25 protein-coding genes are annotated in these 26,204 nt (G+C 55.2%); 13 read left to right on the top strand and 12 right to left on the bottom strand.

The annotated features are described in order from the left end of the window. The first annotated feature begins 61 nt into the window (after positions 1–61). From rsxA to nth, 7 genes are read left to right on the top strand one after another with little or no spacing between them, the layout of a single operon-like run. The gene (gene rsxA / locus ACQE3Y_RS10820) at positions 62–643 is read left to right on the top strand and encodes an electron transport complex subunit RsxA (RefSeq protein WP_085071791.1); all 582 of its coding nucleotides are present in this window, start codon (positions 62–64) and stop codon (positions 641–643) included. After that, the gene (rsxB, locus tag ACQE3Y_RS10815) at positions 643–1,221 is read left to right on the top strand and encodes an electron transport complex subunit RsxB (RefSeq protein ID WP_085071792.1); all 579 of its coding nucleotides are present in this window, start codon (positions 643–645) and stop codon (positions 1,219–1,221) included. Before rsxA ends, rsxB begins: the two co-directional genes overlap by 1 nt. Next, positions 1,214–3,655 (top strand): electron transport complex subunit RsxC, encoded by a 2,442-nt coding sequence (rsxC, locus tag ACQE3Y_RS10810; protein ID WP_426981633.1) that lies wholly within the window; start codon positions 1,214–1,216, stop codon positions 3,653–3,655. Before rsxB ends, rsxC begins: the two co-directional genes overlap by 8 nt. Then, positions 3,656–4,711 (top strand): electron transport complex subunit RsxD, encoded by a 1,056-nt coding sequence (gene rsxD / locus ACQE3Y_RS10805; protein ID WP_426972676.1) that lies wholly within the window; start codon positions 3,656–3,658, stop codon positions 4,709–4,711. It abuts the gene before it with no gap. A 3-nt stretch (positions 4,712–4,714) separates the two neighbouring features. Then, positions 4,715–5,347, top strand: coding sequence for an electron transport complex subunit RsxG (gene rsxG, locus ACQE3Y_RS10800; RefSeq protein WP_426981632.1), 633 nt, complete (start codon positions 4,715–4,717; stop codon positions 5,345–5,347). Further along, a complete protein-coding gene (locus ACQE3Y_RS10795) occupies positions 5,340–6,029 on the top strand; it encodes an electron transport complex subunit E (protein WP_250652599.1) in 690 nt (229 codons plus the stop codon). Before rsxG ends, ACQE3Y_RS10795 begins: the two co-directional genes overlap by 8 nt. Then, a complete protein-coding gene (nth, locus tag ACQE3Y_RS10790; protein ID WP_426972679.1) occupies positions 6,026–6,661 on the top strand; it encodes an endonuclease III in 636 nt (211 codons plus the stop codon). The genes ACQE3Y_RS10795 and nth overlap by 4 nt, the downstream gene beginning before the upstream one ends. Before the next feature lie 162 nt (positions 6,662–6,823). Here nth and betA read toward each other — a convergent pair whose 3' ends face one another. The 3 genes from betA to betI are packed head-to-tail and all read right to left on the bottom strand — an operon-like array spanning position 6,824 to position 10,629. Further along, positions 6,824–8,509, bottom strand: coding sequence for a choline dehydrogenase (gene betA, locus ACQE3Y_RS10785; RefSeq protein ID WP_426981631.1), 1,686 nt, complete (start codon positions 8,507–8,509; stop codon positions 6,824–6,826). Between the two features lie 42 nt (positions 8,510–8,551). Then, positions 8,552–10,012 carry a betaine-aldehyde dehydrogenase gene (gene betB, locus ACQE3Y_RS10780; RefSeq protein WP_426981630.1) on the bottom strand — a complete coding sequence of 487 codons (1,461 nt, stop codon included), beginning with the start codon at positions 10,010–10,012 and terminating at the stop codon, positions 8,552–8,554. Between the two features lie 11 nt (positions 10,013–10,023). Continuing rightward, a complete protein-coding gene (gene betI / locus ACQE3Y_RS10775; RefSeq protein ID WP_426981629.1) occupies positions 10,024–10,629 on the bottom strand; it encodes a transcriptional regulator BetI in 606 nt (201 codons plus the stop codon). Between the two features lie 162 nt (positions 10,630–10,791). Between betI and betT the strand changes: the two genes are divergently transcribed. The 3 genes from betT (at position 10,792) to gstA (ending at position 15,553) form a co-directional block, all read left to right on the top strand. Continuing rightward, positions 10,792–12,801: a choline BCCT transporter BetT gene (gene betT, locus ACQE3Y_RS10770; protein ID WP_426972684.1), complete on the top strand. Its 2,010-nt coding sequence runs from the start codon at positions 10,792–10,794 to the stop codon at positions 12,799–12,801. A 533-nt stretch (positions 12,802–13,334) separates the two neighbouring features. Then, positions 13,335–14,822: a dipeptide/tripeptide permease DtpA gene (gene dtpA, locus ACQE3Y_RS10765; RefSeq protein ID WP_426972685.1), complete on the top strand. Its 1,488-nt coding sequence runs from the start codon at positions 13,335–13,337 to the stop codon at positions 14,820–14,822. A 125-nt stretch (positions 14,823–14,947) separates the two neighbouring features. Beyond that, a complete protein-coding gene (gene gstA / locus ACQE3Y_RS10760) occupies positions 14,948–15,553 on the top strand; it encodes a glutathione transferase GstA (RefSeq protein ID WP_426981628.1) in 606 nt (201 codons plus the stop codon). Positions 15,554–15,608: 55 nt separating this feature from the next. On the opposite strand, the gene pdxY is transcribed toward gstA, so the two are convergent. The 5 genes from pdxY to anmK all read right to left on the bottom strand — a co-directional run bounded on the left by pdxY (position 15,609) and on the right by anmK (position 20,101). Next, on the bottom strand, positions 15,609–16,469 hold the full coding sequence (gene pdxY / locus ACQE3Y_RS10755) for a pyridoxal kinase PdxY (RefSeq protein WP_085071804.1): 861 nt from the start codon (positions 16,467–16,469) through the stop codon (positions 15,609–15,611). Positions 16,470–16,526: 57 nt separating this feature from the next. Next, positions 16,527–17,801 carry a tyrosine--tRNA ligase gene (gene tyrS / locus ACQE3Y_RS10750; protein WP_426972689.1) on the bottom strand — a complete coding sequence of 425 codons (1,275 nt, stop codon included), beginning with the start codon at positions 17,799–17,801 and terminating at the stop codon, positions 16,527–16,529. Positions 17,802–17,933: 132 nt separating this feature from the next. Next, the gene (gene pdxH / locus ACQE3Y_RS10745) at positions 17,934–18,590 is read right to left on the bottom strand and encodes a pyridoxamine 5'-phosphate oxidase (RefSeq protein WP_426972691.1); all 657 of its coding nucleotides are present in this window, start codon (positions 18,588–18,590) and stop codon (positions 17,934–17,936) included. Positions 18,591–18,648: 58 nt separating this feature from the next. Further along, positions 18,649–18,963, bottom strand: coding sequence for an MliC family protein (locus tag ACQE3Y_RS10740; RefSeq protein ID WP_426972693.1), 315 nt, complete (start codon positions 18,961–18,963; stop codon positions 18,649–18,651). Positions 18,964–18,982: 19 nt separating this feature from the next. Further along, positions 18,983–20,101: an anhydro-N-acetylmuramic acid kinase gene (anmK, locus tag ACQE3Y_RS10735; RefSeq protein ID WP_426981627.1), complete on the bottom strand. Its 1,119-nt coding sequence runs from the start codon at positions 20,099–20,101 to the stop codon at positions 18,983–18,985. Between the two features lie 287 nt (positions 20,102–20,388). Between anmK and slyB the strand changes: the two genes are divergently transcribed. Then, positions 20,389–20,856, top strand: a complete 468-nt coding sequence (slyB, locus tag ACQE3Y_RS10730; RefSeq protein WP_426972695.1) for an outer membrane lipoprotein SlyB — start codon at positions 20,389–20,391, stop codon at positions 20,854–20,856. A gap of 49 nt (positions 20,857–20,905) precedes the next feature. Here the strand turns inward: slyB and slyA are convergent, their stop codons facing one another. From slyA to ACQE3Y_RS10710, 4 genes are all read right to left on the bottom strand, one after another. Then, positions 20,906–21,349: a transcriptional regulator SlyA gene (gene slyA, locus ACQE3Y_RS10725; RefSeq protein ID WP_167373298.1), complete on the bottom strand. Its 444-nt coding sequence runs from the start codon at positions 21,347–21,349 to the stop codon at positions 20,906–20,908. Between the two features lie 567 nt (positions 21,350–21,916). After that, positions 21,917–22,438 carry a superoxide dismutase [Cu-Zn] SodC gene (gene sodC / locus ACQE3Y_RS10720; RefSeq protein WP_426981626.1) on the bottom strand — a complete coding sequence of 174 codons (522 nt, stop codon included), beginning with the start codon at positions 22,436–22,438 and terminating at the stop codon, positions 21,917–21,919. A gap of 91 nt (positions 22,439–22,529) precedes the next feature. Beyond that, the gene (locus ACQE3Y_RS10715; RefSeq protein WP_426981625.1) at positions 22,530–23,426 is read right to left on the bottom strand and encodes an aldo/keto reductase; all 897 of its coding nucleotides are present in this window, start codon (positions 23,424–23,426) and stop codon (positions 22,530–22,532) included. A 71-nt stretch (positions 23,427–23,497) separates the two neighbouring features. After that, positions 23,498–23,737: a DUF1289 domain-containing protein gene (locus ACQE3Y_RS10710; RefSeq protein ID WP_250652721.1), complete on the bottom strand. Its 240-nt coding sequence runs from the start codon at positions 23,735–23,737 to the stop codon at positions 23,498–23,500. A gap of 203 nt (positions 23,738–23,940) precedes the next feature. Here ACQE3Y_RS10710 and eptA point away from each other — a divergent pair, with 203 nt between their 5' ends. Then, positions 23,941–25,575 (top strand): phosphoethanolamine transferase EptA, encoded by a 1,635-nt coding sequence (eptA, locus tag ACQE3Y_RS10705; RefSeq protein WP_426981624.1) that lies wholly within the window; start codon positions 23,941–23,943, stop codon positions 25,573–25,575. A gap of 38 nt (positions 25,576–25,613) precedes the next feature. After that, the gene (locus ACQE3Y_RS10700) at positions 25,614–26,204 is read left to right on the top strand and encodes a TetR/AcrR family transcriptional regulator (RefSeq protein ID WP_426981623.1); all 591 of its coding nucleotides are present in this window, start codon (positions 25,614–25,616) and stop codon (positions 26,202–26,204) included.

Raw genomic sequence — 26,204 nt, 5'->3', positions numbered from 1 at the left:
CCGTTGTGATAGCGTCGGGAATATTTGATAATAAGCGGCTTTTATTACTCCGGGCGAAACGATGACCGATTACCTGCTTCTTTTTGTTGGCACCGTGCTGGTGAATAACTTCGTTCTGGTGAAGTTTCTCGGCCTTTGCCCGTTTATGGGCGTCTCCAAAAAGCTGGAAACGGCGATAGGCATGGGGCTGGCGACCACCTTTGTGATTACGCTGGCCTCAATTTGCTCCTGGCTGGTGAACCATCTGATTCTGTTGCCGCTGGATCTCGTTTACCTGCGTACGCTCTCCTACATTCTGGTGATTGCGGTAACCGTACAGTTCACCGAAATGGTGGTGCGTAAAACCAGTCCGCCGCTTTATCGTCTGCTGGGTATTTTTTTGCCGTTGATTACCACCAACTGTGCGGTGCTGGCGGTGCCTCTGCTGAGCGTTAACCTCAACCATACCTTTTTGCAGGCGGCGCTCTATGGCTTCAGCGCTTCGCTGGGCTTTTCGCTGGTAATGGTGTTATTTGCCGGGATGCGCGAGCGTCTGGTGTTGGCTAACGTGCCGGCGCCGTTCAAAGGTTCTTCTATTGCCCTGATTACCGCTGGCCTGATGGCGCTGGCGTTTATGGGCTTCTCTGGTCTGGTGAAATTCTGATGTCCGCTATCTGGATAGCTGTTATTGCAATTAGCGCCCTGGGCCTGATTTTTGGCGGGCTGCTGGGCTACGCTTCGCGCCGCTTCAAAGTAGAAGCGGACCCCATCGTGGAACAAATCGACGCAACTCTGCCGCAGAGCCAGTGCGGGCAGTGCGGTTACGCCGGCTGCCGCCCTTATGCCGAAGCGGTCGGCAACAATGGCGAGGCGATCAATAAATGCGCCCCCGGCGGTGAGCAAACCATGCTGAAACTGGCAGAGCTACTGAATGTTGAGCCGCAGCCGCTGGATGGCGATGCCAGCGTCAAAGAGCCGGTACGCACCGTTGCCTGGATCGACGAGGCCAACTGTATTGGCTGTACCAAGTGCATTCAGGCCTGTCCGGTAGATGCTATCGTCGGCGCCACCCGTGCCATGCACACCGTGCTAAGCGATGTGTGTACCGGCTGCGACCTTTGCGTCGCCCCCTGCCCGACCGACTGTATTGAAATGCGCCCGGTTGCCACCACGACAGCCAACTGGAAATGGGATCTGCACACTATCCCTGTTCGGGTTATTCCTGTGGAACATCATGCTTAACCTTCTGAATCTATTCCGTAAAGATAAAATCTGGGATTTCGACGGCGGCATTCATCCGCCTGAAATGAAAACCCAGTCAAACGGCACGCCGCTGCGTCATCTGCCGCTGGCGGACCGCTTTATTATCCCGCTGAAACAACACATCGGCCATGAAGGCGAACTCTGCATTAAGCCAGGCGACAAGGTGCTGCGCGGCCAGCCGCTGACATTCGGCAATGGTCGAATGCTGCCGGTACATGCGCCCACTTCCGGCACGGTAGAGGCGATTGGTCCGCATATGACTGCGCATCCTTCCGGGCTGGCTGAGATCTCTGTATTTATCATTCCTGACGGTGAAGATCGCTGGATTGAGCGCCAACCGCTGACCGATTATCGCCAGCTGCCGTGTGAAGAGCTGATAAAACGTATTCATCAGGCAGGCGTGGCAGGTCTTGGCGGTGCAGGCTTCCCTACTGCAACCAAGTTAAAAGGCGGGCTTAACAGCACTCGTACGCTGATTATTAACGCCGCCGAATGTGAACCCTATATCACTGCCGACGATCGGCTGATGCAGGATTGTGCCGATGAGGTGCTGGAAGGCAGCCGTATTCTTGCCTGGGTGTTGCAGGCGGAACGCGTACTGATCGGCATTGAGGACAATAAGCCAGAAGCGATTGCCGCCCTGAAGCGTGCGCTGGGCAACAGCACCGATCTGCAACTCCGCGTGATCCCTACAAAGTACCCTTCCGGCGGTGCAAAACAGTTAACTAAAATTCTTACCGGCAAAGAGGTTCCACACGGCGGGCGCTCTTCTGATATTGGCGTGCTGATGCAAAATGTCGGCACTGCCTGGGCGGTTAAGCGCGCCATTATCGACGGCGAGCCGCTAACCGAACGCGTGGTGACCCTGACTGGCGAAGCGGTGACGCAGCCCGGTAACGTCTGGGGACGTCTTGGTACCCCCGTCAGCCATTTGCTGCATCAGGCGGGTTTCCAGCCGCAGCCGCAGCAGATGGTGATTATGGGCGGTCCGCTGATGGGCTTTACCCTGCCCGCGCTGGATGTGCCGGTAGTAAAAATCACCAACTGTCTGCTGGCACCCTCTGCCAGCGAGATGGGCGCGCCCCAACAGGAACTCTCCTGTATTCGCTGCAGCGCCTGCGCTGATGCCTGTCCGGCGAATCTGCTGCCGCAACAGCTCTACTGGTACAGCCAGGGGGGCGATCATGACAAAGCGCGGGCTTATCATATTGACGATTGCATTGAGTGCGGCGCCTGCGCCTGGGTTTGTCCCAGTAATATCCCGCTGGTGCAGTATTACCGTCAGGAAAAAGCAGAACTGCGCGCTATCGATCTGGAGGCGAAGCGTACCGCTGAGGCCAAAGCGCGTTTTGAAGCGCGCCAGGCGCGTCTTGAGCGTGAAAAGCTGGAGCGCGAAGCGCGTCATACCCAGGCGAAACGCCGGGTCAGCGCCAGCGAGCAGGATGAAATCGCCGCCGCGCTTGAGCGCGTGAAGGCCAGGAAAGCAGCCGAAACTGTTGAAGTGCAAGCCGGACAGGAACCTGACAACGCTGCGGTTATTGCGCAACGCGAAGCGCGTAAGGCGATGGCCCGCGCCCGTCAGGCGGAAAAACAGGCGGAAACCGAGCCGCTGTCGCGTCAGGCAGGCGATCCGCGCAAGGCGGCAGTGGAAGCCGCTATCGCTCGCGCCAAAGCGAAAAAAGCGCAGGCGGCAGGCGTCGCGCGGTCAGAAGCTGAGAATGACATGAATGCGGAAAGTCACAGCGTGCCAGCGACCGATGCGACCTCTCCGGTTGCCGACGCCGCCACGCCGGTCGATCCGCGCAAGGCAGCGGTAGAAGCCGCCATTGCCCGCGCCAAAGCGAAGAAAGCGGCACAGGCGCAGGCCGCCAGCGCTGATGCGCCAGGCGTTGACGGGCAGCCGCAACGTCCCCCGGCGGCTGACGAAGCGCCGGTCGATCCGCGCAAGGCAGCGGTGGAGGCTGCCATTGCCCGTGCCAAAGCGAAAAAAGCGGCACAGGCGCAGGCCGCCAGCGCTGATGCGCCAGGCGTTGACGGGCAGCCGCAACGTCTCCCGGCGGCTGACGAAGCGCCGGTCGATCCGCGCAAGGCAGCGGTGGAGGCTGCCATTGCCCGCGCCAAAGCGAAGAAAGCGGCACAGGCGCAGGCCGCCAGCGCTGATGCGCCAGGCGTTGACGGGCAGCCGCAACGTCCCCCGGCGGCTGACGAAGCGCCGGTCGATCCGCGCAAGGCAGCGGTAGAAGCCGCCATTGCCCGTGCCAAAGCGAAAAAAGCACAGCAACAGCAGCAACAGCAGGCGGACAACAACATGGAAACGGATACGGATGCGGATGCGCGCCGTAAGGCTGCCGTTGCCGCCGCCGTTGCCCGCGCCAAAGCGCGTAAAGCACAGCAGCAGAGCCTTGAGGATTAAATGTTTCGTATTGCAAGCTCCCCTTATACGCATAACCATCGCGCCACCAGCCGCATTATGCTGCTGGTGCTGCTGGCCGCCGTACCGGGCATCATTGCCCAGTGCTATTTCTTTGGCTATGGCAACCTTATTCAGATAGCGCTGGCGGCGCTGACGGCCTGGGGCACCGAGGCGGCCATTTTACATCTGCGTAAACAGCCGGTATTGGTAAACCTGAAAGATCACTCCGCCCTGCTGACCGCGGTGCTGCTGGGCATTAGCCTGCCGCCGCTGGCTCCCTGGTGGCTGATCGTTATTGGCACTGCCTTTGCCATTATCATCGCCAAGCATCTATATGGCGGGCTGGGACAAAACCCGTTTAACCCGGCGATGATCGGTTATGTGGTGCTGTTAATCTCCTTCCCGGTGCAGATGACCAGCTGGCTACCGCCACAGGCGCTGCAATCCGTCACGCCCGGCCTGGCTGACTCGCTGAGCATGATCTTTACGCATCACACGCTGGCAGGCGATACCATGCAACAGCTGCAGCTGGGCGTGGACGGCATTAGCCAGGCAACCCCACTGGATAATTTTAAAACCGGCCTGCGCGCCGGCCACAGCGCCGATCAGCTGCTGGCCCAGCCGATCTACAGCGGCGTGCTTGCCGGCCTCGGCTGGCAATGGGTAAATGCGGCTTTTCTGCTGGGCGGGCTGTTTCTGCTGGCGAAAGGCACTATCCGCTGGCATATTCCGTTGAGCTTTCTGCTTGCGCTGCTGCTCTGCGCCACGCTGGGCTGGCTGTTTTCTCCCGCTACGCTGGCGTCGCCGATGATTCATCTCTTTTCCGGCGCAACCATGCTGGGCGCGTTTTTTATCGCAACCGATCCGATTACCGCCTCCACGACCAATAAAGGCCGCCTGCTTTATGGCGCACTGATTGGTCTGTTGGTCTGGCTGATCCGTAGTTTTGGCGGTTATCCGGATGGCGTTGCCTTTGCGGTGCTGCTGGCGAATATCTGCGTGCCACTGATTGATTACTATACCCAGCCGCGCGTATACGGCCACCGCAAGGAGTAAAGCATGCTGGATACCATACGTAAAAATGGCGTAAGGCTGGCGCTGTTTGCCGCTGTAACCACCGGCCTGACCGCAGTGATCAATACGGTTACCAGGCCGACTATTGCTCACCAAACCGCAGTGCAGCAAAAAATCCTGCTGGATCAGGTGGTGCCGCCTGAAAAATATAATAACGTAATGCAGGATGAATGTTACGTTGTCACCGATAGCGCGTTAGGCAATGACAAGCCCCACCGTTTATACGTGGCGCGTAAAGACGATCGCCCGGTCGCAGCAGCGCTGGAAACCACCGCGCCAGACGGCTATTCCGGCGCGATCCAGATGCTGGTTGGCGCCGATTTCCATGGCAAAGTACTGGGCGTACGGGTGGTTGAACATCATGAAACGCCAGGCCTGGGCGATAAAATTGATCTGCGCATTTCCGACTGGATCACGGCTTTTAGTGGCGTGCAACTGAACGGCGCACAGGATACCCATTTCGCGGTAAAGAAAGATGGCGGTGATTTCGATCAGTTTACCGGCGCGACCATTACCCCACGTGCAGTGGTTAACGCGGCTAAACGCGCTACGCTGCTTATAGAATCTCTGCCAGAAAAAATTTCTGCGCTACCCGTTTGTGGAGACGCTAATGAGTGAAGCTAAAAATTTATTAATCGGCGGCCTGTGGAAGAACAACTCTTCGCTGGTGCAGCTGCTGGGCCTCTGCCCGCTGCTGGCCGTGACCTCCACTGCTACCAACGCGCTGGGGCTGGGGCTGGCGACCACGCTGGTGCTGACCATCACCAACAGCGCTATCTCCGCCTCGCGCCGCTGGGTGCCGTCGGAAATCCGTATTCCTATTTACGTTATGATCATCGCCTCGGTGGTGAGCTGTGTGCAGATGCTGATTAACGCTTACGCTTACGGCCTGTATCAGTCGCTGGGGATCTTTATCCCGCTGATTGTTACCAACTGCATTGTAGTGGGACGCGCGGAGGCGGTCGCCTCGAAAAGTTCTGTGCCGCTGTCGGCGCTGGATGGCTTTGCCATCGGTATGGGTGCCACCTGCGCGATGTTCGTGCTGGGCTGCCTGCGTGAAATTATTGGCAACGGTACAATTTTTAACGGTGCCGATCAGTTGCTGGGCAGTTGGGCGAAAGTGTTGCGCATCGAAGTCGTACATTTCGATTCGCCAATGCTGCTGGCGATGCTGCCACCGGGCGCCTTTATTGGCCTCGGTATGCTGCTGGCGGCCAAATATATCATCGATCAGAAATTGAAGGCGCGTGCCGCCGCGCAGCAGAGCCTTGCACAGGAGCCAGCCGGGAAAGCGGTGTGAATAAAGAAAAACGCTATCAGATTCTGTCACGACTGCGGGATAACAATCCTCATCCCACAACCGAGCTACAGTTTAACTCCCCTTTTGAGCTGCTGATTGCGGTGCTGCTCTCGGCGCAGGCCACCGATGTCAGCGTCAATAAGGCAACGGCGAAGCTCTATCCGGTCGCCAATACGCCCGCAGGGATGCTGGAGCTCGGCGTCGAGGGCGTAAAGCAGTACATTAAAACCATCGGCCTGTTTAACAGCAAAGCGGAAAACGTGATCAAGACCTGCCGCATACTGCTGGAGCAGCATAATGGCGAAGTGCCGGAAGATCGCGCCGCGCTGGAAGCCCTGCCCGGCGTTGGGCGTAAAACCGCCAACGTGGTGCTGAACACCGCCTTTGGCTGGCCGACAATCGCCGTGGATACCCATATTTTCCGCGTCTGTAACCGTACCAATTTTGCGCCTGGCAAGAACGTTGAGCAGGTAGAAGAGAAGCTGCTAAAAGTGGTGCCCGCTGAATTTAAAGTGGATTGCCACCACTGGCTGATTTTACACGGACGTTATACCTGCATTGCCCGTAAACCGCGCTGCGGCTCCTGCCTGATTGAAGATCTGTGCGAATATAAAGAGAAAGTCGAGCTCTGAAACGTTGTGTTTTGTGCCAAATCACCTGCTGACAGGCAGGCATTGCAATCGGGTTTACTGGAGAGCGGGCTTCCTGAGTACAGGATGCCTGACCGCTTTCTTCTTTATAAAAAAGGCCAGTCAGCCTGAACTGACTGGCCCGGTGATGCTGGCCGGCTTTGCTTACGCGCTTTCCTGCGCATCCGCCTCGGCTATTTCCTGTTCGCGCTGCAGGCGGTAATAGTCCGCCTGCGATGGCGTGAGCGGCTGTTTGCCACGGATCAAGTCGGAGATTTTTTCAGCGATCATTACCGTTGGCGCGTTCAGGTTACCGGTGGTGATTTGCGGCATGATCGAGGCATCCACTACGCGCAACCGCTGCAGACCATGTACCCGTCCTTCACTGTCTACCACGTCCATTTCACCGTAACCCATCGCGCAGCTGCCGCAGGGGTGGTAAGCAGTTTCCGCATGCTCGCGGATAAAGGCGTCGATCTGATCGTCGCTCTGCACTGCGATGCCCGGCTGGATTTCCGCGCCACAGTAGGGCTCAAGCGCCGGCTGACGCATGATCTCGCGCGTCAGCCGCACCGCCGCGCGAAACTCCACCCAGTCGCGCTTTTCTGACATATAGTTGAAAAAGATTGACGGCGCGTCATAAGGATCTTTTGACTTGAGTTTAATACGCCCGCGGCTCATGGAACGCATCGGCCCGACGTGCGCCTGGAAACCATGCTCTTTAACCGGGCTGCTGCCGTTATAGTTAATTGCCACTGGCAGGAAGTGATATTGCAGATCCGGCCATTCCGGATGTTTATCGCTGCGGATAAAACCGCCCGCTTCAAACTGATTGCTGGCGCCGATGCCGGTTCCTTTCAGCAGCCACTCGGCACCGATTGCCGGCTGGTTCCACCATTTCAGTGCGGGATAGAGAGAAATGGGCTCTTTACAGCGAAACTGCATATAGATTTCCAGATGATCCTGCAGATTACGCCCTACGCCCGGCAGCGCATGCACTACATCAATATCCAGTTCGCTCAGCCACTCTTTCGGCCCCACGCCGGAGCGCTGCAGGATCTGCGGCGAGGCGATGGCGCCCGCGCACAGCAACACTTCTCGCCGTGCGCGGGCCTGCTGACGCGCGCCCTTGCGCAGCCAGGTTACGCCGCTGGCGGTTTTACCCTCAAACAGAATACGATCGGTTTGCGCATGGGTAATAATCGTCAGGTTTGAACGCTGTTTTGCCACGTCAAGATAGCCGCGCGCGGTGCTGGAGCGACGTCCCTGTGGCGTAACGGTGCGATCCATCGGCCCGAAACCCTCCTGGCGATAGCCGTTCAGATCGTCGGTTTCAGGGTGTCCTGCCTGTTTTGCCGCCTCGATAAAGGCGCGATAAAGCGGATTATTGCCGGTTTTCGGCGTGGTTACGCTCAGATAGCCTTCGCCGCCATGATAGTCGTTTTCGCCGATATCACGCTTTTCCGCCCGGCGGAAATAGGGCAAACAGTGCAGATAAGACCAGCTCTCCAGCCCCGATTTTTTTGCCCAGCCATCGTAATCCAGCGCGTTGCCGCGAATGTAACACATACCGTTGATTAACGAGGAGCCGCCCAGCCCTTTGCCGCGTCCACACTCCATCCGGCGATGGTTCATATGGGGTTCAGGATCGGTTTCGTAGGCCCAGTTATAGCGTTTACCCTGTAACGGATAAGCCAAAGCGGCTGGCATTTGGGTACGGAAGTCCCAGCGGTGATCGCGTCCGCCTGCTTCCAGTAACAGTACCGATACGTCAGCATCCTCGGTAAGGCGCGTCGCCAGCACATTTCCCGCTGAACCAGCACCAATAATAATGTAATCAAATTCCTGCATTAAACCTCCAGAATCCGGCGGCCTGCGCCGCCGGTGTATGCATTAAAACGCTGACGGGTAGTCGCCCAGCTCAATCAGCACGGATTTGGTGCGGGTATAGTGCTGCAGCGTATCGATGCCGTTTTCACGACCTACGCCAGACTGCTTATAGCCGCCAACCGGCATCGGGGCCGGGGACTCTCCCCAGCTGTTAACCCAGCAGATGCCTGCTTCCAGCTGATGGATCACGCGGTGTGCCCGGTTCAGCGACTGGGTAAAAATGCCGCCCGCCAGACCGTAGCCGGTGGCGTTAGCACGCTGAATCACCTCGCCTTCGTGGTCAAAGACCAGAATGCTCATGACCGGGCCGAAGATCTCTTCCTGTACGATGCGCATCTCATCATCACAGTCGCTGAATACCGTGGGTTCTACGTAGTAACCCGCAGCCAACTCGCCTTCCGTAATGCGCTGCCCGCCCGCCAGCAGGCGCGCGCCCTCCTCTTTGCCCAGCTGCAGGTAAGAGACCACTTTTTCACAGTGCTGTGCGCTGACCAGCGGACCGAAATTCACCGCCGGATCGCGCGGGTCGCCGGTTTTAATACGGGCCATTTTCTCCAGCAGACGCTGTTCAAATGCCGACAGCAGTGAGCGCTGAACGAAAACGCGCGTGCCGTTGGTACAAACCTGACCGCTGCTATAAAAATTGGCCATCATGGCGCCATCAACGGCGCGCTCCAGGTCAGCGTCATCAAACACAATCAGCGGTGACTTACCGCCCAGCTCCATGGTGACCTCTTTCAGGTTCGCCAGCGCCGCATCCGCCATCACTCGTTTGCCGGTGTTCACTTCACCGGTAAAAGAGATTTTTTCGATGTCGGGATGCTGGCTCAGCGCCTGACCGACCTCGGCAGCCCCCTGCACCACGTTAAATACGCCGTCCGGCAGGCCCGCTTCGCTATAGATTTTGGCCAGTTCCAGCGCGCTTAAGGGCGTGACCTCGCTGGGTTTAAACACCATCGCATTACCGGCAGCCAGCGCGGGCGCGCTTTTCCAGAGCGCGATCTGAATCGGATAGTTCCATGCGCCAATCCCGGCGCAGACGCCCAGCGGCTCGCGGCGGGTGTATACCAGCGCGCTGTCGCGCAGCGGGATCTGCTCACCCTGCAACGCAGGCGCCAGGCCTGCGTAATACTCCAGCACATCAGCGCCGGTCACAATATCCACAGCGGCCGTTTCGCTAATCGGCTTACCGGTGTCGGCAGTTTCCAGCTCAGCCAGTGCCTGATTGCGTTCCCGCAGCAGCGCAACCGCCTTCAGCAACACGCGACTACGCTCAACCGGCGTATAGCTGCGCCAGATACGCTGTCCAGCCTGGGCGCTGGCCACGGCGCGATCCACATCCTCACGGCTGGCGGCGCTGATTTCCGCCAGCACCTTGCCGTTAGCGGGGTTGACGCTGGTAAAAATTGCGCCCTGACCCGGCTCTTCGCAACCGTTAATATAGTTTCCGCGGCGTTCAGCCATGATTCCTCCTGTTAATACGGGTTCTGCTCCGGCGACCGTAGCCAGAGCGCGAGATTCTGATAACAGAGCGTTCGGGCCCGTCGGAGCCCATCTTCGATGGACTCTGACGATAACGTCATGCGCAGCCACAATCCGTCAATAATTGCCGCCATGCTGCTGCCCGCCGCTCGCGCCTGCTCGCGCGGCATGGCGCGGGCAAACTGAGCGGTCAGATTCGACCACAGCCGCCGATCGTTGATGCTTTGCAGGCGCTGTAGCCTGGGCTGATGCAAACTGTTCGTCCAGAACACCAGCCAGGTTTTTAATACCGGAGCATCAACCTGCGAAAGGTCAAAGTTGCCGTCGATGATGGCGCGTATCTGCGCCTCCGGCGTATCCGGCACCTGACGTCTTTGTCGCTCTACCGCCAGGTAGAGATCGGCCAGTATCTGCCGCATGCAGGCGTCCAGCAGGCCATTTTTGTCGCCAAAATAGTGGCTGACGATGCCGGTCGAGACACCCGCCTCTTTGGCAATAACCGCAATGCTGGCTTCCGCCAGTCCTACCCGATCGATTACCGTCAGGGTCGCTTTGATTAGCTGCGCCTGGCGTATGGCTTTCATTCCGACTTTTGGCATCGTGCTGTCACTTTTCACCACTAAAGTCTCTATAGGCTAGCTTTTTTATATTGAACGTTCAATCAATAAAACCTACTATCTATAACAAATGGATAACAAAACCTTGAACTTTACAGGGGCTTTCAGGCAGGGATGATTCACTTAATTTGATGGGGAGCTTGCATGCCGGGGTCACAAGACCGAGATACCATTCAATCCGTTACGCTTAACCGCGCAGTGTTTTATGGCGCTGCGCTGATCATTGTGCTTTTTTCCTCTTGCGTACTCGCCTTTCCTGAACAGGCGAGCCTGATACTGGGTAAGGCGCAAACCTGGGCTTCCGCCACCTTCGGCTGGTATTACATGCTGGTGGTGGCTTTTTATCTGGGCTTTGTGCTGTTTGTCGCCCTTTCCCGCTATGGCGATATCAAACTGGGCCCGGATCACGCGACGCCCGATTTCAGCTATGGCAGCTGGGCAGCGATGCTATTTTCCGCCGGCATCGGTTCCGAGTTGCTGTTTTTTGGCGCTTCAGAGCCGCTGGATCACCTGCTGCTGCCGCCGGAAGGGGTTGCAGGCTCCGCCCAGGCGGCGCGCGACGGCATGGTGCTGACCATGATGCACTGGGGTTTGCACGGCTGGGGCATTTATACGCTGGTGGCGATGGCGTTGGCCTATTTTGCCTATCGTCATAATTTGCCGCTGGCGCTGCGATCCGCGTTTTATCCGCTGATTGGCGATCGTATCAACGGCCCTGTGGGCCATGCGGTCGACATATTCGGCATCGTCGGCACTATGTTTGGCCTGGCAACCAGTCTGGGCATCGGCGTAATGCAGATTAATTCCGGCATTAGCTTTTTAACCGGCATCGCGCAGAGTCATACTATGCAGGTGATTCTGATTGTAGTGGTAATGGGTGCTGCGACCCTTTCCGCCGTCAGCGGCGTCGATAAAGGCATTCGTCGGATGTCGGAGCTGAATATGCTGCTGGCACTGCTGATGTTCTTTTTTGTGCTGTTTGCCGGACCAACAAGCCATCTGCTGAACACGCTGGTGCAAAACTTCGGCGACTATTTTACCAGCCTGCCGCGTAAAACTTTCGATCTCTACGCCTACGGCAATAGTGGTAAAGAGCGCTGGCTGGGCAGCTGGACGGTGTTTTACTGGGCCTGGTGGATTGCATGGTCGCCGTTTGTCGGCATGTTTATCGCGCGTATTTCCCGTGGCCGTACTCTGCGCGAATTTGTTATTGGCGTGCTGCTGATCCCGATGGGCTTTACGCTGGCCTGGCTGTCGGTATTCGGCAACAGCGCGCTGAGTTTCTTCCAGCATGGAATGAAACAGCTGGGCGATATTGCTCTGAGCGAGCCGGCGATGGCGGTTTACCATATGCTCTCCAGCTATCCGCTGGCGACGCCGCTTATTGTGCTGGCGGTAGCCATCTGCTTTATCTTTTTTGTAACCTCAGCCGACTCCGGCGCGCTGGTGGTGGCTAATCTCTCCTGTACCGGCGACAGCAGCAGCGATGCGCCCAACTGGCTGCGAATTTTCTGGGCAGCGGCGGTCTGTATGCTCACGCTTTCTCTGCTGTTTGCCGGTGACTATACCTCGTTGCAAACCGCAGTGGTGCTGAGCGCCTTGCCCTTTTCTCTGGTACTGGTGCTGTTTGTGGTGGCGATGTATCGTGCGCTGCATCATGAAAAACAGCGCGATCGCAGCCGCTCGTTGGCCATTGCCTCACCGCTGCTTAACGGGCGTTATCGTCCGGGCCATACCAGCAGCTGGCGTCGACGCCTGAACCGGGCTATCTCTTATCCGGGACGCGATATGGTTTATCGTTTTATGGATGAGACGGCGCGTCCGGCGCTGAGTAAGGTCGTTGAGGTCCTGGAAGAGAAAGGTTTACAGGTGGAAAGCGATCTGTCGCCGCAGGATTTTTCAATGAGCATTCGCGTCGAACACGGCGAGGAAGCGCCTTTTGTATACGGCGTGCAGATGCAGGGTTACAGCACCCCGTCCTTTATGCGTCGCGGCGGTAATTTACCTACTGCCAGCCGCTATTATCGTGCAGAAGTCCATTTATGGGAGGGCAGCCAGGAATATGACCTGGTGGGTTATACCGAAGAGCAGATAATTAACGATATTCTGGATCACTATGAGCGACATCTGCAGTTCCTGCATTTAATTCGCTAATCTGTATCTTTAGCCGGGCATAATAGTGTTATGCCCGGCTTTTATAGTTTATTAATTCATCACCACTTATTTTGAATCCTGAATTAATCGGTTAAATTGTGATCCCGTTCACATCTTGAAGCTGCTTAATTTCCACCGTTGTGCAACCCTCTATAAACATTGATAAAATTTTCACTAAAAGCGTTTTATTAGCGATTTATTCTGCGTTTTTAGTGAATTTTTGCGTGTCATAAGGTTAATAGCGTTACCAGAAAACAATCGCCCTTCAGCCCTGCCCCTCAGGTTAAAATGACATATTGTTCCGTCAATAAATTACCAAATAGTACTTAACACTATTTAACACGCTTAACTCTTGCTGTTAACCCTATGCGCTAAGGCTGGGATAGCAAATAAAAAAACACTTGCCACTCGTGGCGGGATAAGAGAAATTAACCGCCGTTTTTTCAGATTTTATTACAGAACCGCGCGCAGGTTTCGCCAGCGACGCAGTCTTATTTCCTGATGAAAATCAGGTTGAAACAACAGAGGTAACAGTGTCTACAGCAAACAAACACACTGACAAGGCGGCAAGCCTTAATGCGTTCAAACAACCAAAAGCGTTTTATCTGATCTTTTCTATCGAACTTTGGGAACGTTTCGGTTACTACGGTCTGCAAGCCATTATGGCGGTCTATCTGGTTAAACAGCTGGGTATGTCCGAATCTGACTCCATCACGCTTTTCTCATCGTTCAGCGCGCTGGTTTACGGCCTGACCGCTATCGGCGGCTGGCTGGGGGATAAAGTGCTCGGCACCAAACGTGTGATCGTGCTTGGTGCGCTGGTGCTGGCGGTAGGTTACAGCCTGATTGCCTGGTCAGGGCATGATGTGTCAATGGTCTATATCGGCATGGCTACCATCGCCATGGGTAGCGGCCTGTTTAAAGCTAACCCATCTTCGCTGCTTTCCACCTGCTATGACAAAGATGACCCGCGTATCGACGGCGCTTTCACCATGTTTTATATGTCGATCAACGTGGGCTCGCTGGTTTCCATGATGCTGACGCCATGGCTGGCGGCGCGCTACGGCTGGAGCGTGGCCTTTGCCCTTTCCGTGGTCGGCCTGGCAATCACGGTTATTAACTTCCTGCTGTGTCAGAAAATGGTGAAAGACTATGGTTCTAAACCCGATTTCGCGCCGCTGAATATCGGTAAACTGCTGGTAACGCTGGTCGGCGTAGTGGTGCTTATTTCTATCGCCACCTGGCTGCTGCATAATCAGTTTATTGCCCGCATCGTCCTGGGCGTGATTGCGCTGGGCATTCTGCTGGTCTTCGCGAAAGAAGCATTCGCCTTGAAAGGCGCGGCGCGTCGCCGCATGATTGTTGCTTTCCTGCTGATGGTCGAAGCGATTGTGTTTTTCGTACTCTATATGCAGATGCCGACCTCGCTTAACTTCTTCGCCATTCGTAACGTAGAACACAGTATTCTGGGCATTGCTTTTGAACCTGAGCAGTATCAGGCGCTGAACCCGTTCTGGATCATGGTAGCCAGCCCAATCCTGGCCGCCGTTTATAACAAAATGGGCGACCGCCTGCCGATGCCGCATAAGTTTGCTATTGGTATGGTGCTTTGCTCTGGTGCCTTCCTGGTGCTGCCGCTGGGCGCAAGCTTCGCCAATCAGTTAGGCATCGTATCCGTTAGCTGGCTGATCCTGAGCTATGGGCTGCAAAGTATCGGTGAACTGATGATTTCTGGACTGGGTCTGGCGATGGTTGCTCAGCTGGTGCCGCAGCGTCTGATGGGCTTTATCATGGGCTCCTGGTTCCTGACCACCGCTGGTGCCGCCATGATTGCCGGTAAGGTTGCTAACCTGATGGCAGTCCCGGAAGGCATCAACGATCCGCTGCAGTCGCTGCAAATCTACAGCGATGTGTTCCAGAAGATCGGTATCGCCACCGCAGTTATCGCCGTGCTGATGCTGCTGACCGCGCCGATCCTGAACCGCATGACTATCGATCATGATGCACCTAAACAGCCATAAGCGGCTGGTGTGATGCATAAAAAAGCCGTCCTCGTGACGGCTTTTTTTATTGTTTTTTTACGCTGACATTTTTCAAAGCCCGCAGTAGGATGAGGCTCACCCCCGCATGCAACAAGGAGCATTGTATGAAACTGTTCAGTAAAGCCGGTGCCTGTTCCCTCTCTCCCCATATCATCCTGCGCGAGTGCGGCCTTGATTTCACCCAGGTGAATGTCGATTTAGCCAGCAAAAAAACCGAGCGCGGCGAAGACTATTGGCAGATCAATCCCAAGGGGCAGGTTCCGGCCCTGGAACTGGATGATGGTACGCTGCTCACTGAAGGCCCGGCTATTGTACAATATCTGGCCGATTTAAAGCCCGATCGTCAGTTGCTGGCGCCAGCCGGAAGCCTGACACGCTACCATACGCTGGAATGGCTGAACTATATCGCCACTGAGCTGCATAAAGGCTTTACCCCGCTGTTCCGCCCCGATACGCCAGAAGAGGTTAAGGTGCAACAGCGTCAGCAGCTGGATCGCAAATTCCGCTATGTTAATGATGAGCTGCAGGATAAACAGTGGCTGGTGGGTTCGCGCTTTAGCGTGGCGGATGCCTATCTCTTTGTTGTCTTGCGCTGGGCAAACGCGGTGCAGCTAGACCTGAGCAAGCTGGAAGCGTTGTCGGCCTGGCAGGCGCGCGTGGCTGAACGACCCGCCGTGATTGCCGCATTGAAAGCGGAAGGCCTGGCCTGATATCGAACGGGACGCTGTCGCGTCCCGCTATTTTTCTTTTTCGTCTGTTGGTCGCTTAAAGTTTCTCAGCGACAAAATGCTGCTGTGGTTGCGCAATCAAATCCTGGGCCGCCACCAGCTGTAGTTCATATTCGCCCATCTCATGGGTTTTCAGCATCACCTCATACACCGCTGCGGTGATATGCTCCAGCGACTGCTTCAGCGTTTCGCCCTTTAACAAATTCACCAGCAGCAGGCCACTGGTTAAATCGCCAACGCCTACCGGCTGTCTGACGCCAAAATCGATCAGGGGACGGCTGATATGCCAGGCTTCCTGGGCCGTAACCAGCAGCATCTCAAAACGATCGCTGCGACGTCCGGCGCGCGCCAGATGTTTAACCAGCACAATTTTTGGCCCTTGCGCAATCAGCTTGCGTGACACTGTCACCGCCTCATCGACTGATGTCACGCTGCTGCCGCTGAGCATCTCCAGCTCCAGCAGGTTCGGCGCAATGATATCGCTGGCAGGCAGCGACGCTTTGCAGTGAAACTCCGCCACGCCCGGTGCCACGATGCAGCCCTTTTCCGGATGTCCCATCACCGGATCGCAGAAGTACCAGGCGTCGGGATTGGCCTGTTTGACCTGGCGTACAATCTCCAGAATCTGTTCACCCTGCTCGGCAGACCCGAGATAGCCGCTCAGCACCGCATCGCAGGTTTTTAAGCGATCGATATTGGCAATGCCCTTCACGATATCGGTCAGATGTGAAGCCGGCATAACGGTGCCGGTCCAGTGCCCGTATTGCGTATGGTTGGAAAACTGAACGGTATTTAACGGCCAGACGTTCGCGCCCATACGACGCATCGGGAATTCCGCCGCGCTGTTGCCGGCGTGACCAAAAACTACGTGAGACTGAATAGCGAGAATATTTTTCATGTTAAACCTTGCACAGCCCTGCCAAAAAATAAGGCCGGGCGAACCGGCCTTTTATCTTTATTTCCAGCACACCAGACAATAGTGCTTTTTACCGCGACGCAGCAAGGTATAACGACCAAACAGCCTGTCGCTGTCGCTGAAGCGGTATTCCGCATCAGACTGTTTTTCACCGTTAACCGTAACCGCGTTAGAATTGATCATGGTGCGCGCCTGTCCGCGGGACGGCACCAGTTCCGCATTAACCAGCGCCTGCTGCAGATCGGCGTCGGCCTCCAGCGTAATGGTCGGCATGCCGTCCTGCGCCAGCTGTGCGAAATCCGCTTCGGTCATCTCGCTCAGGCTGCCGGAGAAGAGGCTTTGCGTGATACGCTGCGCCGCAGTCAGCCCCTCTTCGCCATGCACCAGACGGGTAACCTGTTCAGCCAGCACATACTGAGCGCGCGGCGCTTTGCCGCTGTTTTTATCTTCTTCTTCCAGCGCATTGATCTCTTCAATGCTCATAAAGGTGAAGAATTTCAGGAAGCGATAAACGTCCGCATCGGCGGTGTTGATCCAGAACTGATAGAATTTGTACGGGCTGGTTTTCGCGGCATCCAGCCATACCGCGCCGCCTTCCGTTTTGCCAAATTTCGTGCCGTCAGACTTGGTGATCAACGGTACGGTCAGGCCAAACACCTGATTTTGATGCAGACGACGCGTCAAATCGATGCCGGAAGTGATGTTACCCCACTGATCGGAGCCGCCAATCTGCAGCGCCACGCCGTAGCGTTCGTTCAGGCAGGCAAAATCGTAACCCTGCAGCAGATTGTAGGAGAACTCGGTAAAGGAGATGCCCTGATCTTCGCGATTCAGACGCTGCTTCACCGCCTCTTTGTTAATCATCTGGTTAACAGAGAAGTGTTTGCCAATATCACGCAGGAAAGTCAGCACGTTCATGCTGCCGAACCAGTCGTAGTTGTTGGCCGCAATAGCGCTGTTTTCACCACAGTCGAAATCCAGGAACGGGGCGACCTGTTTGCGGATTTTATCTACCCATTCATTTACGGTTTCAGTCGTGTTCAGCTTGCGCTCTGCCGCTTTAAAGCTGGGATCGCCAATCAGACCGGTGGCTCCGCCCACCAGCGCAACCGGTTTATGTCCCGCATCCTGGAAGCGTTTCAGACAAAGCAAAGGTACCAGATGGCCCAAATGCAAGCTATCGGCAGTGGGATCAAAGCCGCAATAGAGAGCGATTGGCCCTTGCGCCAGTCTCTCTGCTAACGCATCCTCGTCCGTTACCTGGGCGATCAGGCCCCGCTCTTGCAATTGTTTAATCAGGTTACTGCTGGTCATTAAAGACTCCATGTTGTAACGACTGCACCTATGCTGGTACACAGCTTTCCGCTGACGTGCGGAGAAATGAAGGCCTATAGAATAAAGCGCTGTTGTCGCCAGCGCCAGCGCCTCAGGCGGATATTTAGTGAATCAGGGCGCCAGCCGATCGATTTTCCAGCGCTCGCCGTCGCGCTGATAGAAAAAGCGATCGTGCAGCCGGTTCTCGCCGCCCTGCCAGAACTCCATTGCGTCGATTTTTATGCGAAATCCGCCCCAGAAACTGGGCAGCGGCACCTCGCCCTGACTGAATTTCTGTTTCAGCTCAAGAAATTTACTTTCCAGTACCCCGCGCGCTGAAATGCGGCTGGACTGCTGCGAAACCCAGGCACCAATTTGGCTATCACGCGGACGGCTGTGGAAATATTTCACCACCTCCAGCGTCGACAGCTTTTCTACCTGGCCCAGCACCATCACCTGACGCTCCAGAAAATGCCAGGGAAACAGCAAACTCACGCGCGGATTTTCAGCCAGCTGCTGCGCCTTACGGCTGCCCAGGTTGGTATAAAAAATCATGCCGCGCTCATCGTAATGCTTAAGCAACACAATGCGTTGATAAGGCTGACCCTGTGCATCAACCGTCGCCACGCACATCGCGGTGGGATCGGGCAGCCGGGCATCGCACGCCTGACGCAGCCACTGTTCAAATAAGGCCAGCGGCTGCTCAGGCAGATCCTTACGACGCAGACCGCCGCGGGTATATTCACGGCGCAAATGGGCTATCTGTTGCAAACTCTCATTGTCACTCATAACCGGATCCAACCATAGCAATAGGGTGCCGCTATTGTGCTATTCACCCTGATAATATTCAACGCGCAGGCGCGTGCTGCAGCTGGCAATCATTGACAATAATGCGCTGATTACGCTCGATAAACGCACTGTTGCCCTTTGACCAGAAACGGTAGGTACCGTCGCTGTAAATCACCCCGGAAGCGGATTGCTGCTCAGTCAGCGTGAGCGGCTGGCCGTCCATAATAAAATGCGCCTGCTGTTGCGCGATTTTAACCGTCAGCGGCAGCGTGCCACACAGATAGTGTAACGTCTGCTCTTGCGGCTGATGTTTGCCAAACAGGCCACAGCCGGAAAGCAGCATGATCGGAATCAGTATCAGATACTTGTGCATGCGATCTCCTTACGATACCTCACAGCGGTGGCCGATTGGCCGGATAGATAGCGCCCAGTATGCTGGCTTCGCGAGCGCCGGTAACCGACGGCAAATTACCTGGCAATCCTGATAGCGTGCGGAAAGCCAGCCAGGCGAAAGCCAGCCCTTCCATATCATCGCCATTGATGCCGACTTTATCCGTGGTTGAGACTTCCGTGCCTGCTAATAATGTTGCCAGACGCGCCATCAGCGCCGGATTACGGCAGCCGCCGCCGCATACCAACAGACGGTCGCAGCCACCGCTCAGTTGCACCTGTTCGCTGATGGTCATCACCGTCAGCTCCAGCAGCGTAGCCTGTACATCCTGCGCAGCCAGGCCCGGGAAATGGCTTAGTTGCTTTTCGATCCAACTGAAATTGAAATACTCTCTGCCGGTGCTTTTCGGTGCCGGCAACGCAAACCAGCCGTCGCTCAGCATCTGCTTGAGTAACGGCAGAATCACCCTTCCGCTGCCTGCCCATGCGCCATCCTTATCATAAGGCAGACCGCGATGACGCCAGATCCAGGCATCCATCAGCATATTGCCAGGGCCGGTATCGTACCCGCCCGGCGCTCTGCCAGGGAGCAGCACCGAAAGATTCGCAATGCCGCCAATGTTTAATACCATGCGACGCTCTTGCGGATGCATCAGCAGCGCCTGATGAAAAGCGGGCACCAGCGGCGCACCCTGTCCGCCCAGCGCCATATCGCGCCGACGGAAATCGCCGACTACGGTAATGCCGGTCGCAGCGGCAATCTGGTTATTGTCGCCAATTTGCAGCGTACTGGGCGCATCGCCATAGGGCTCATGCCATACCGTCTGGCCATGACAGCCGATGGCGGTGATATCATCGGCGCTCAGGTTTTGCTGTTTCATTAACGTTAATACCGCCTCCGCAAACAGGCGGCCAAGACGGGTATCCAGCTGCCCCAGCTGCGACAGCGTCAGGGTTTGCCCCTGATTGATCGCCAACAGCTGCTGGCGTATCGCCTGCGGCACCGGATGACAATAGCTCGCCTGTTGCGCCACCATTCGTTCATCAATCGCGGCTAACACCACATCCACGCCATCCAGGCTGGTGCCGGACATTACGCCAATATAGCGTCCCGATTTCATCAACTGACCTTACTTCCGCTCTGGAAGAGAATTCAAACAGCTCTCAGCCTGGCAAAAAAGGCTGGGTAATTCTATGATTAATTGTTGTTTTTCATGTACGACCCGACGCTTTTACATTCAGGCATGATTTTTTGCTGGCGTAATTGAATCTTTGTTTATCTGATACGGTCTATGCTCAGCCCTCGTCTTTTTTTCACTATTTTAAAACAGGCGTAGGTTCTGCCGTATAATTAGGTCATCTGTGGCTGCTTTACAGTGCAGTCAACAATCATGAAAGGAGCTTTATAATGATGAAGCGTTTATTAGTTGTGGCGCTGGCAGGCATGACGCTGGCAGGCTGTGCTAACACGGATACGCTTTCCGGTGACGTGTACAGCGCTAACGAAGCTAAACAGGTGCAAAGCGTAAGTTACGGGACGCTGGTATCCGTTCGCCCGGTTAAAATCCAGGGTGGTGATGACAGTAACGTTATCGGCGCTATCGGTGGCGCGGTGCTGGGCGGCTTCCTGGGTAATACGGTGGGCGGCGGCACTGGCCGTAGTCTGGCGACCGCAGGCGGCGCAGTGCTGGGCGGCGTGGCTGGTCAGGGCGTTCAGGGCGCGATGAATAAAGCGGACGGCGTCGAGCTGGAAATTCGTAAGGATGACGGCAACACCATTATGGTGGTACAGAAACAGGCTGCCAGCCGCTATTCTGTGGGCCAGCGCGTGGTGCTTGCCTCAAACGGCAGCCAGGTGACCGTTTCTCCGCGTTAAATCCTGTTGCGCAAAAAACCGACGCGTCGCGTCGGTTTTTTATCGCCTGTCACTCGCTTTTCTTTTGCAGTTCGGCAATATTTTTTTCCAGACGGGCAATAAGCGTAATCAGCTGCTCAACTTCGCGCTTCGAAATACCCGCTAAAATATCATCACGCGTGGCGTCAATAACATGTTCCACCTGCTGGATAACCGGCTCCGCCGCTTTCGTTAGCTTGATGCGTTTCGCCCGGCGGTCGTTAGCGCAGGTACAGCGCATAATCAACCCCTTCTCTTCCAGCTGATCGAGGGTACGCACCAGCGAAGGCTGTTCAATGCCGATAGCTTTAGCCAGCTGAATTTGTGACTGATGCGGGGGTAATTGATGGATATTATGCAACGTAACCCAATGCGTTTGCGTCAGTTCCAGCGGTTTAAGACGTTGATCGATCAGCGCACGCCAGATGCGCACTAAGCGTGCTAAATCCGTTCCTAATGGCGTATCCAATTTCATCTCCTTATAATTAGCTTGCTAGCAATCAAGCGTGATTTTAGTCTATTCTGCGAGTTTAACGGGCAAAATACAAATTCAGCACGCTGTGTAACGGGCGTTGGTTTCTGATTTCAACACCTTGCATCTCTGTGTGAATAGGGATCGCTTGTTTGGCCTATCCTGCTGTTTAGCAATGTTTTTCAGATTTTCACCTGGCCGACCAGACGCTGTGGTTCAGTTAAGTACCGTCAACGCGGAAGTCAGAATGATCTGCGTGACTGGCCAGTGCTGTATCAGCTCATCCATTTGCCTTGATCGCCCAGGATGGCTTTGCTGTAGCCGATCGGGGCGTTAGACGCCCAAATGAAGAGTTATTTTACCGTCACGCACGGCGCATTCAGATGCGTGCGTCCCGGTCATCATGCCGGGACAGGCAGTTACATCAATGGGTATCGTCTCAAAGGGTCGATAAAGTAGGCTGTTCAGGCTATCGTGCGGTAAACCTGGCGTGTTTTACCGCAACAGAACCCGGGTTCGACATAAAATCTGCCCGATCCCAAAATCAGGCATAGCAATATCAACCAAAGCTTACTTAATAACGCCGCAGGCGTAACGCGCGCCACCGCCGCCCAGCGGCTGTGGGTGATCGCTGTGGTTATCGCCGCCCGCATGCACCATCAGCGCCTTACCGGAAATGTCACTGATTTTTTTCAGACGCGGTGCCAGTACGGGATAGGTGACATCACCGTCGGCGTTAGCATACAGCGCCGGGAGATCGCCCAGATGACCTTCCCCCCATGGCCCCAGGTGACTACCGCTGTTCTGCGGATCAAAGTGGCCGCCCGCCGCGCCCGCCGGCACCGTTTTGCCGTCGGTAGTGGCAGGTTCACAGCTGCCTTTGGCATGAACATGGAAACCATGAATGCCCGGCGGTAGCCGTTTGAGATTAGGCGTAAAGGTTAAGCCATAGGCCGTTTCGTCAATCGTTACCGTGCCGACAACCGCGCCGACGCCCTCTTTGGTTACGCTATGCAGCGTCACCTCTTCGCTGGCTGCCTGTGCGTAGCCACATACCAGCAGCGTTAACGCTGCCAAACCGTAATATTTCATCTAACCTCCTGCAGATTAATGTCAGCTTACCTTTCCAGCCTGGCTGAAAATCACGTATAAGCTGAACAATGCAGCATTTTTTTGCGTTTCTTTACGGCACATCATAACCCAGCGCAGCTTTTCGAATACGGAACCACTGTTGGCGGCTAAGCTGCAATGAAGCGGCCTTTTGTGCGGCACGCACCCGCTCTATTTTACCCGAACCAATAACCGGCAGCGGCGCAGAGGGCAGACGCATAATCCAGGCATAAACCACCTGATCCGGCGATTCGGCCCCTGTTTCTTCGGCAACGGCCTGTAGCTCAGCACGCAGCGGCGCAAACTTATCTTCGCTGAACAGCCGTCCCCCGCCGAGACAGGACCAGGCCATGGGTTTAATGCGCAGTTGCTGACATTGATCGAGCGTGCCGTCCAATAGCGTATCCTGACAAAGCGGAGAAATTTCCACCTGGTTAGTCGCCAGCGTAAAGGGTAAGCGTGACTGCAACAGCGCAAATTGCGCTGGCGTGAAATTGGATACGCCGAAATGGCGCACTTTACCGCTCTGATGCAGCGCGCTAAAAGCTTCCGCCACTTCGTCCGCATCCATTAACGGATCGGGACGATGAATCAGCAGCAGATCGAGATAATCGGTAGAGAAATGGCGTAAGGAGGTTTCTGCGCTGCGGATAATGTGGTCGCTATCAGTAATATAGTGGCCCAGCGCATTTTCTGGCCTGGCAGTAGTGGCGATGCCGCACTTGGTTACCAGTTCCAGTTGGTGACGTAGCGAAGGCTGCAGGCGCAGCGCCGCACCAAAAGCGGCTTCACACTGATAATCACCATAAATATCCGCATGATCCACGGTGGTAATGCCCAACGCCAGATGCTGCTCAATAAAGCCTGTCAGCTGCTGCGCGGACATTTGCCACTCCATCAACCGCCAGTAGCCCATCACCAAACGGGAAAATTCTGGCCCCTGCGGCGCGATACGCACTCGTTCTGTCATTTTTTCACCTTTGCGACTAACGTTTTCAGGCCGCAGTATACGCTGGCGTCAGAGAAAAAAAGGGAAAGATATCAAAACAGTGACGGTTGTTGGGGTTCTTCAGGTGAAGAGGGTTTTTCGCTGCGATGCAGCCGTAACCAGCGCTGCCGACAAAGGCGCAACACTTCGCGCTTGCGCGCATCGCTGTATTTCATCCAGTTAAAACGCTCTTCACGGCTGCGCAGGCAGCCACGACAGTATCCGCGTTCATCGGACTGACAAATACCGCGGCACGGGCTTGGCACCGGGAAAAATTCAAGCTGCTCTGCCACATCGCCTCCTGAGTCATTGTCTTCTTTCATTCAAGACAGCTTCTGGCTGGAGCGCAAGCCTGTTCAGAAAATTCATGCTATCTGCCAATAAGCCAGCATCTGTGACTTGCGGGGGGATAGCGGCGCCTTTGTTAGTCCACGTTAAGGTTTTACTAAGGTTTTTAAAATAGTCTGCGCGAAACTCTTCCACTTTTATTTTGATTATGCAGATGCTGAAAAAAATACGCTGTAATGACTCTGTGTTTCTTATTGGTTGCGCCCTGTTTTTTACTTTTATTCTTAACGCGCAGTTTATTATTCGTGCGGCAGAAAAAACGCCTCTTCTCCGTCTGCACGATTATCTGTTCCTCGCCACCATTCCAGTGGTGCTGTTTTGCGCTTTTATGCTGATTTTTAATCTGTTGGCGTTGCCCTGGATCCGTAAGCCGCTGCTAATTATTTTGCTGTTATGCGGCGCGGCGGCAAATTACTTTATGTATAGCTTCGGTACGGTTATTGACACCAATATGGTGCAAAACGTTTTTGAGACAGATTTACAGGAGGCCTCTGCCCTGCTTAGCCTGCGCTACGTGCTCTGGCTGCTGTTACTGGGCGTGATACCTGCATTAGTAATAAGCGCCACCCGCATCACGCGGACGCGCCCGTGGTGGTTTACGCTGGCGAAACGGGCGTTATGGTGTGTCGGCTCCATCCTGATGATTTTGCTGATAGCGGCGCTGATGTATAAAGACTACGCCTCTTTGTTTCGCAATAACAAAGGGCTGGTGAAAATGGTAACGCCAGTGAACGTAGTCAGCGGCGTAATGCACTATGCCGACGACCGCTGGTTGCAGGGTAATCAAGATCTGGTGCGCATTGGTCAGGACGCTCATAAAGGCCCACTGGTCAAAGCAGCCGGGAAAAAGACGCTGGTTATTTTTGTGCTGGGCGAAACGGCGCGTGCGGAGAACTTTTCACTCGGTGGCTACAGCCGTGAGACCAATCCCAAACTGAAACAGCAGCAGGTCATTTACTATCCGCACGCCAGCTCATGCGGAACAGAAACCGCTATTTCCGTGCCCTGTATGTTTTCAGGCATGCCGCGTTCGCAATATAACGCTAACCTGGCGCGACATCAGGAAGGGCTGATGGATGTCCTGGCACATGCTGGCGTCAATGTAATGTGGCGCGAGAACGATGGCGGCTGTAAAGGCGCCTGCAACCGTATTCCACACACCGATATGACCTTATGGAAACTCACGGATATTTGCCGCAGCGACTACTGCCTGGATGAGGTTCTGCTGCACCGTTTATCGCATTATATTGATAGTCTGAAGGATGACTCGGTGATTGTACTGCATCAAATGGGCAGCCACGGCCCCGCTTACTATTTACGTTATCCGTCGGCTATGCGGCAGTTCACTCCTACCTGCGACAGTAAACAAATCCAGGATTGCGATCATCAGGCGTTAGTAAACACCTATGATAATTCGCTGCTTTACACCGACGCCATGCTGAGCGATACCATCGATCTGTTAAAGTCTTATCAGGATCGTTTTAATGTGGCGCTGATCTATCTTTCGGATCATGGCGAATCACTGGGCGAACGCGGTATGTATCTGCACGGCACGCCTTATCTGTTTGCTCCCAGCCAGCAGACGCATATACCTTTCCTGCTATGGCTCTCTTCCGATTATGCCCGAACTTATGACGTTGATGAGTCCTGTCTGCGCCAGCATGCGCAGCAGGATGCGGTTTCACAGGATAATGTTTTCCATACGCTGCTCGGCATGGTCAACATTGAGACTGCATTGTATCAGCCCCGTCTTGACTTGCTTAAGGTCTGTCAGGCGCATTAGGGTTGCATTAGACCAACTGGTCTATTACCCTGAGCCCTATGAGTAAATCGATCCGACATGATACCCGTGAACAGCTGCTCGCCATTGGCGAGCAGCTCTGTTTGCAACGTGGCTTTACCGGCATGGGCCTGAATGAATTGCTCAGTCAGGCCTGCGTGCCGAAGGGATCGTTTTATCACTATTTTCGATCCAAGGAAGCTTTTGGCATCGCCATGCTTGAGCGCTATTTTAGCGCTGTGCAACGTAGCATGCTGACCTGGTTCGATTCACCTGTGCTGCCGCGCCAGCGTCTGCTTGACTATTATCGTCAGGCGGAACAGCGTTTTCATGAAACCGGCCATATTGAAAACTGCCTGGCGGTTAAAATATCCGCCGAGGTTTGCGACCTGTCAGAAGAGATGAGAGTGGCGCTGGAACAGGGTGCCGCAGCTCAGATAGCAATTCTGACCACGACGCTGCGCACCGCCGTTTTGCAGGGTGAAGTTCACCTTCCCTGCCCGCCTGAGGCTATGGCGCAAACGCTCTATTCTCTCTGGCTGGGCGCCAGTCTGCAGAGTAAAATAGGGCGCGATGGCAGTGCGTTAACCCATGCGCTCCAGGCAATTTTACAGCTCTTGCCGGAAAGTTAA

The organism is Pantoea sp. FN0305, assembly GCF_050113845.1.
Lineage (GTDB): Bacteria > Pseudomonadota > Gammaproteobacteria > Enterobacterales > Enterobacteriaceae > Mixta > Mixta alhagi.
The sequence above is the reverse complement of the archived record's forward strand: the minus strand, read 5'-3'. Positions and strand labels throughout refer to the sequence as shown.

Bases quoted from the DNA above. Each gene is read 5' to 3' on its own strand.
- rsxA (WP_085071791.1), top strand. From the start codon at position 62: ATGACCGATTACCTGCTTCTTTTTGTTGGCACCGTGCTGGTGAATAAC.
- rsxB (WP_085071792.1), top strand. From the start codon at position 643: ATGTCCGCTATCTGGATAGCTGTTATTGCAATTAGCGCCCTGGGCCTG.
- rsxC (WP_426981633.1), top strand. From the start codon at position 1,214: ATGCTTAACCTTCTGAATCTATTCCGTAAAGATAAAATCTGGGATTTC.
- rsxD (WP_426972676.1), top strand. From the start codon at position 3,656: ATGTTTCGTATTGCAAGCTCCCCTTATACGCATAACCATCGCGCCACC.
- rsxG (WP_426981632.1), top strand. From the start codon at position 4,715: ATGCTGGATACCATACGTAAAAATGGCGTAAGGCTGGCGCTGTTTGCC.
- ACQE3Y_RS10795 (WP_250652599.1), top strand. From the start codon at position 5,340: ATGAGTGAAGCTAAAAATTTATTAATCGGCGGCCTGTGGAAGAACAAC.
- betA (WP_426981631.1), bottom strand. From the start codon at position 8,509: ATGCAGGAATTTGATTACATTATTATTGGTGCTGGTTCAGCGGGAAAT.
- betB (WP_426981630.1), bottom strand. From the start codon at position 10,012: ATGGCTGAACGCCGCGGAAACTATATTAACGGTTGCGAAGAGCCGGGT.
- betI (WP_426981629.1), bottom strand. From the start codon at position 10,629: ATGCCAAAAGTCGGAATGAAAGCCATACGCCAGGCGCAGCTAATCAAA.
- betT (WP_426972684.1), top strand. From the start codon at position 10,792: ATGCCGGGGTCACAAGACCGAGATACCATTCAATCCGTTACGCTTAAC.
- gstA (WP_426981628.1), top strand. From the start codon at position 14,948: ATGAAACTGTTCAGTAAAGCCGGTGCCTGTTCCCTCTCTCCCCATATC.
- pdxY (WP_085071804.1), bottom strand. From the start codon at position 16,469: ATGAAAAATATTCTCGCTATTCAGTCTCACGTAGTTTTTGGTCACGCC.
- tyrS (WP_426972689.1), bottom strand. From the start codon at position 17,801: ATGACCAGCAGTAACCTGATTAAACAATTGCAAGAGCGGGGCCTGATC.
- pdxH (WP_426972691.1), bottom strand. From the start codon at position 18,590: ATGAGTGACAATGAGAGTTTGCAACAGATAGCCCATTTGCGCCGTGAA.
- ACQE3Y_RS10740 (WP_426972693.1), bottom strand. From the start codon at position 18,963: ATGCACAAGTATCTGATACTGATTCCGATCATGCTGCTTTCCGGCTGT.
- anmK (WP_426981627.1), bottom strand. From the start codon at position 20,101: ATGAAATCGGGACGCTATATTGGCGTAATGTCCGGCACCAGCCTGGAT.
- slyB (WP_426972695.1), top strand. From the start codon at position 20,389: ATGATGAAGCGTTTATTAGTTGTGGCGCTGGCAGGCATGACGCTGGCA.
- slyA (WP_167373298.1), bottom strand. From the start codon at position 21,349: ATGAAATTGGATACGCCATTAGGAACGGATTTAGCACGCTTAGTGCGC.
- sodC (WP_426981626.1), bottom strand. From the start codon at position 22,438: ATGAAATATTACGGTTTGGCAGCGTTAACGCTGCTGGTATGTGGCTAC.
- ACQE3Y_RS10715 (WP_426981625.1), bottom strand. From the start codon at position 23,426: ATGACAGAACGAGTGCGTATCGCGCCGCAGGGGCCAGAATTTTCCCGT.
- eptA (WP_426981624.1), top strand. From the start codon at position 23,941: ATGCAGATGCTGAAAAAAATACGCTGTAATGACTCTGTGTTTCTTATT.
- ACQE3Y_RS10700 (WP_426981623.1), top strand. From the start codon at position 25,614: ATGAGTAAATCGATCCGACATGATACCCGTGAACAGCTGCTCGCCATT.